Source organism: Aphanizomenon sp. CS-733/32, assembly GCF_028330045.1.
Lineage (GTDB): Bacteria > Cyanobacteriota > Cyanobacteriia > Cyanobacteriales > Nostocaceae > Dolichospermum > Dolichospermum gracile.
In genome coordinates, this window is the sequence record NZ_JAQMSE010000036.1 from 21,792 (window position 1) to 27,791 (window position 6,000).

Below are 6,000 nucleotides of genomic sequence, written 5' to 3' on the forward strand. Positions count from 1 at the left end.
AACTTACAGAAAATGGACAAGGCATTGCCACCATTGGTCAGTGTTTCTTTTTGGCCTGGTCTCTGTTGGTTTTTTTGCCGGTGTTCATGGCTAGTCTCAATCGCTCAATTACTTGTCTAGACCGAGTCTCCCATGTTGACCACTCCGAATACTACCCAATGAGTTATAATCAGCAGCAAGACTTTGAGCCATCTACTAAGGGTTGTAAATTTTACAATAAACCCGTAAATCGCCCATCATTTTGCAGAATTTTCAAAATCTGCTTAATTTCTTGGGTGCGATCCTTCTTAACTACCAGAGTAACATTGCGATCGCGCACAATTACCACATCCTCTAAACCAATCGTGACAATGACATCATCAGCATTAGAAGCATAAACAATTGATCCTTGGGTATCTAAACCCACATGAGTAGCAAGTTCTACATTAGGATTATCATCCTGCTTCAGCAAACGTTCAATAGCATTCCAATCACCCAGATCATCCCAACCAAATGCTACAGGCAAAACATAAGCTAGACTGGTTTTTTCCATCAAAGCATAATCTATACTTTTCTTAGGTAACTGGGGATAAATATCAGGACCATACTGTTCCAAAGGTTTCATAATTTCTGGTGCATGGGTGCGTAATTCTGACAAAACAACACCGGCTCGAAAAACAAACATCCCGCTATTCCAACTAAACCGTCCCGTTGACAAAAAAGTTTCCGCCGTTTCCCGGTCGGGCTTTTCAGTAAAACAGTTCACATGATACACTGATAACTCATTGAAACTACTTATCTTTTCGCCTTGTTCAATATAACCATAGCCAGTGGATGGAAAATTAGGTTTAATCCCCAAAGTCACAATCGCTGCTTTCTTAGTCGCCAAATCCTGAGCAGCCGCTAAAGTTTCGGCAAATATCTCCGGGTCAGCAATCCAGTGGTCAGCAGGAAAAAAGCCAATAATCGCATCTTCCCCGTAACGCTTCTTAATTTCTAAACTTGTCCAAGCAACAGCCGCAGCAGTGTCCCGACCCTGGGACTCAATCAGTAAATTTGACTCTGGTAAATCAGGAAGTTGTTCTCGCACCCCTTGAGCAATGGGACTAGAAGTAATCACCCACAAATTTTCCCAACCACCAGCCAGAACTAATAATCTATCAGCAGTTGCTTGTAGTAAACTTCTTGAGCTACCATCAAGGCTTAAAAATTGCTTAGGTCGGTCTAGTCGGCTCAAAGGCCAAAAACGCTCACCTTTACCACCAGCCAGAATCACAGGAAAAAATAAATTATTCATATTGGCATACATCGGTAATTCAGAACAATATACAGCAGAATTCACCGAGTCAGGAGTCAGGAGTCAGGAGTAAAAATGCCTGGGTATCTGCTGTAAGTGTACATTCATTCATTTTTAGATGATCTTCACTGATGAATTTTTTGGGTTGAGTATGTTGTAATTATCACTGATTGAAACTCTGAGGACAGCAATAAAAAAATATCCGATGAACTTTTCACAAAATCTAAAATTTCCATAACGAGTTTTAACTCGCAGTATTTGTAGCTTGTATTAACATACCTTTAAGGAGTGGTTGAGTGGGGAGAAAATTATGATTAAACAAATTCAATGGTCAGAAAATCAGGTAGTACCGCAACAAGTCCCAACTTCAGAACCGGAGGTAAAACAGCCCCCAGTTCAAATGTCGGAAAATCAGGTAGCAACCCAACCAGCACCAGCCGCCACTTCGCCGGTGAAACCAAAACCATCAGTTAACTCTTCTGGGAACGTAGTTGAATCCGTCGGTGCTATTCCCAACGAACTCTATGACCGCTTAGGCTTAACAGTTCCCCGCTGGTTATTGTGGGTCTTAACAATTGTTTTAGGGATAATTCTATCTGGATTACTAGCATCAAGTTTGGCACTATGGACTCCCCTCTGGAGCAATCTCGACCAAGGGAAAGATGATGAATTCAGTTCTAATAAACAAGACCAAATCAAAGTACCTGGGGACTTATGGACTAAACTTTCTCAGTACAAACTATCAAAACCCATGAATATTTTAATTATGGGCATTGAACCAGTTCCGGGTACTGTAGACGGTTCACCAGAAAGTTTTGCTGGTAAAAGCGACACCATGATGTTGGTGAGGCTTAATCCCAGTGATAAATCTATTCGCCTACTGTCCATTCCCAGAGGGACAATGATAGCTATTCCCGAACAGGGATTAACGAAGGTATCGGAAGCTAACGCCAAAGGTGGCCCAGTTTTAGCCGCCAGAGTAGTTAGTCGGAGTTTAGGTAATGCTCCCATAGATCGGTATATCCGCATTTCTACTAGCGGTTTTCGGGAATTAGTGGAACAGTTGGGTGGTGTGGATGTATTTGTCCCTCAAACTATGAATTATCAAGATCAGGCTGGTGGCTTTGCCGTGAATTTAGTCAGGGGTTGGCAAAACCTCAACGGTGAACAGGCAGAACAGTTTGCCCGTTTTCGTGAAGAGGGTACAGGCGATTTACCCAGAGTTCAGCGACAACAATCACTAATAAATGCTTTAATGCAACGACTCAACAGTCCCACTGTTTTACCCAGACTGCCCCAATTAACCCGCGTCATGCGAAAGTATTTTGACACGAACCTAAAAATGGAAGAAATGATGGCATTGGCGAATTTTTCCGTCAATATAGACCGGGATAATTTCCAAATGTCCATGTTACCTGGTACATTTAGTAAATTCAGTCAAGATGCCAATAGCTACTGGTTGAACATGACCGGACAACAAACCTTATTAAATGATTATGTTGGGGTAGATATAACTGGCATTAAATCAGATACCAGACCGGTTTCTATTCAAAGAATTGCCGTGCAAAATACCACTAACCAACCTCAGTTAACGGAAAAAGTAGTTACTTATCTGAAACAGAAAGGTTTTACTAATGTTTATGTGGTCCCAGATTGGCCAGATACCCAACGTCAAACTCAGATTATTGTCCAAAAGGGCAACCGACAACCAGGAATTGACTTGCGACAAGTTTTAGGTTTAGGAAAAATCGAAGTTTCTGGAAATGGTGATTTGGAATCTGACCTCACAATTCGTATTGGTAAGGATTGGAAATAGGTAATAGGTAATAGGTAATTGGTAATATTTACTCTTGCCTCTTGCCTCTTGCCTCTTGCCTTCTACAAATTTAAAATTTATGAACAAGATTTTTTGCCGATTTTTGAGTTTAATATTGGTTTCTGTTTGGGCGGGATTTTCGGTAATTACCAATCCTCAGCCAGCTTTTGCTCAAATTAATACCATTAATTACAATAATGCCAGTTTGGAAAGTCGTGACTTTTCCTATACTGATTTAGTTGGGGAAACCTTTGTGGCGGCAGAAATGCGGGGAGCAAATTTCCAAGGTGCAAATTTAACTAACGCAATTTTGACCAAAGGCGTTTTATTAAAAGCCAATTTAGAAGCTGCAAATTTAACAGGTGCTTTGGTTGATCGTGTTACCTTGGATAGTGCTAATCTAAGAAACGCTATTTTCACAGAAGCAACTTTAACCCGTAGCCGCTTTTATGATGCGGATATCACTGGTGCTGATTTCACGGACGCACTTATTGACCGTTATCAAGTATCCCTACTTTGTCGAAGGGCAAATGGTATTAATCCGGTAACTGGTATTTCTACCCGCGATAGTTTGGGTTGTCGTAAAAAAACTGACAACTAACAAATAACAACTAAAAACTGACCACTGACTACTAATATTCGTGACACAACAACAAAAAAAAGCTGTTCATTCTTTCGCTCAAATTGCTCGTATTGTTGCCGCAGCAACATTGATTAGTAAGGTATTTGGTTTAATTAGACAGCAAATAATCGCTGCGGCTTTTGGTGTGGGTGCAGCTGCTACGGCTTATAGTTATGCCTATATTATCCCCGGGTTTATTTTAATTTTACTTGGTGGTGTCAACGGACCTTTACATAGTGCCATTGTCAGTGTTTTAGCTAAACATAAAAAGGAGGAAGCTGCACCTATTGTAGAAACAGTAACAACTCTTGTTGGTGGATTATTGCTGGTAGTGACATTTGCCCAGATTTTCTGCGCTGAGTATATTATTGATTTAGTTGGTCATGGCTTAGAGGCAACTACAAGAGCGATCGCTATCCGTCAAATCCAAATTATGGCTCCTTTGACCTTATTTGCCGGTTTAATTGGCATTGGTTTTGGGACTTTAAATGCAGCTAATCAATATTGGTTATTATCCATTAGTCCTTTATTATCTAGTATTACTGTTATTATCGGCATTGCCATTTTAGCCTGGCAACACGGAAAAGAAATTATTAGTCCAGAATATGCTTTAATGGGTGGCATGGTGTTAGCTTGGGGGACTTTGGCAGGAGGAATTCTGCAATGGTTAGTACAGCTTATTGTGCAATGGCGCTTAGGATTAGGCAGATTACGCCTAAGATTTGACTTCAAATCTCCCGGTGTTCAAGAAGTAATTAAAATTATGACTCCAGCGACAATATCATCAGGAATGATGCAAATTAATGTCGCCACTGACCTTTATTTCGCTAGTCCTATTGTTGGTGCAGCCGCAGGTTTTAACTACGCAAATCTCTTAGTTCAAACTCCCTTGGGGATTATTTCTAACATTATTTTACTGCCTTTATTACCAACATTTGCCAAACTTTCTCACCCAGAGAATTGGGAAGAATTAAAATTACGCATTCGTCAAGGACTTTTATTAACTGCCGTTACCATGCTACCTTTAGGGGCATTAATGGTATCCTTATCTGTGCCAATTGTCCAGTTAGTTTATCAACGGGGAGCATTTAAACAAGAAGCAACTCAGTTAGTATCTTCTCTATTAATGGCCTATGGAATTGGAATGTTTGTCTATCTAGGGCGTGATGTTTTGGTGAGAGTATTTTATGCTTTAGGTGATGGACAAACGCCTTTTAAAATTAGTATACTTAATATTTTTCTTAATGCTGTATTAGATTTAATATTAGTTGAACCTTTTGGTGCGCCTGGATTAGTTTTAGCTACAGTTGGAGTTAATTGTAGTTCCATGTTGATGTTGTTATTTTTGCTCAATCGTAAACTTAATGGCTTACCTTGGCAAGAATGGTGTGTACCAATTTTGGGGTTAACAGTTGGGAGTATAACTGCGGGTTTAGCCAGTTTTGGAACTTTGCTTGCTTCCCAACAGGTGTTAGGTAAACCAGATTTAATTAGTTTACTCATAGAATTATCCATATCTGCTGTCTTGGGAATTGGGGTATTTGCGATAATTGCCTCCAGAATGAATATTCCCGAAGTAAATATTTTTGTAATGAAGATGCAGCAAAAGTTTTTGAAAAAAAATAACGGGTGAAAGAACTATAAAATCATTAAGGAAGTCGGGGATATTAATATTTTGTCCGGTTGACGAGTTTCCAACATCGCCAAAGCGTGTAAAGGAATATCTGTCTGGTTGTAGCGTGGGTTGCGGGTGATAAGTCGTCGGTGTTCGTTTCTCTTTGATCATAATTTATCACCCAGTTTAGTTAATTCTTTGGCTGTTATTTATCCTAATTCTAATCATCTTTATTTAATGCAATTAGATCAAGAATCAGATTATACAGTGTGGGAGATTGCCAAAAATCAAGACTATATTATTTTTACCAAAGATGCAGATTTTAATGAATTATCATTTCCTAAAACGTGATATCTGACAACTCTTTCACTGTTAACTGAATACTTGGATTTGGTAATAACGTATATCTCAGTTTTGTAGGGTGGGTTAGCGATCGCATAACGCACCTTTTTTGTACTGTTGCTAACCTACCCTATAGCTATAATTTCTCTCTCTGATAATACATTAGCCGAAAATATGACATAATTACAAACTCTGTACAGGACAAAAAATAGAGAAAAAGCTTGCAAAGGAAACAGAGAAAGGGTTTCATAGAAAGTTACCACACAATCAAAGAAACCCCTATGAACCAGATTAACTTATTACGAGACACACTAAAACCACATTTGGAA

5 protein-coding genes are annotated in these 6,000 nt (G+C 39.4%); 4 read left to right on the plus strand and 1 reads right to left on the minus strand.

Translation table 11 applies throughout. The annotated features are described in order from the left end of the window. Positions 1 to 211: 211 nt before the first annotated feature. A complete protein-coding gene (locus PN471_RS03460) occupies positions 212 to 1,276 on the minus strand; it encodes a mannose-1-phosphate guanylyltransferase (protein WP_271775672.1) in 1,065 nt (354 codons plus the stop codon). Positions 1,277 to 1,586: 310 nt separating this feature from the next. Here PN471_RS03460 and PN471_RS03465 point away from each other — a divergent pair, with 310 nt between their 5' ends. From PN471_RS03465 to PN471_RS03480, 4 genes are all read left to right on the plus strand, one after another. Further along, positions 1,587 to 3,092: an LCP family protein gene (locus PN471_RS03465; protein ID WP_271775673.1), complete on the plus strand. Its 1,506-nt coding sequence runs from the start codon at positions 1,587 to 1,589 to the stop codon at positions 3,090 to 3,092. Between the two features lie 79 nt (positions 3,093 to 3,171). Further along, a complete protein-coding gene (locus tag PN471_RS03470; protein ID WP_271775674.1) occupies positions 3,172 to 3,693 on the plus strand; it encodes a pentapeptide repeat-containing protein in 522 nt (173 codons plus the stop codon). 40 nt (positions 3,694 to 3,733) lie between these two features. Continuing rightward, entirely contained in the window at positions 3,734 to 5,347 is a 1,614-nt protein-coding gene (murJ, locus tag PN471_RS03475) for a murein biosynthesis integral membrane protein MurJ (protein ID WP_271775675.1), read from the plus strand. Positions 5,348 to 5,527: 180 nt separating this feature from the next. After that, positions 5,528 to 5,680 carry a DUF5615 family PIN-like protein gene (locus PN471_RS03480; protein ID WP_442867127.1) on the plus strand — a complete coding sequence of 51 codons (153 nt, stop codon included), beginning with the start codon at positions 5,528 to 5,530 and terminating at the stop codon, positions 5,678 to 5,680. Positions 5,681 to 6,000: the final 320 nt, after the last annotated feature.

Excerpts from the sequence above, each read along its gene's own strand:
- PN471_RS03460 (WP_271775672.1), bottom strand. The coding sequence starts at position 1,276 with ATGAATAATTTATTTTTTCCTGTGATTCTGGCTGGTGGTAAAGGTGAG.
- PN471_RS03465 (WP_271775673.1), top strand. The coding sequence starts at position 1,587 with ATGATTAAACAAATTCAATGGTCAGAAAATCAGGTAGTACCGCAACAA.
- PN471_RS03470 (WP_271775674.1), top strand. The coding sequence starts at position 3,172 with ATGAACAAGATTTTTTGCCGATTTTTGAGTTTAATATTGGTTTCTGTT.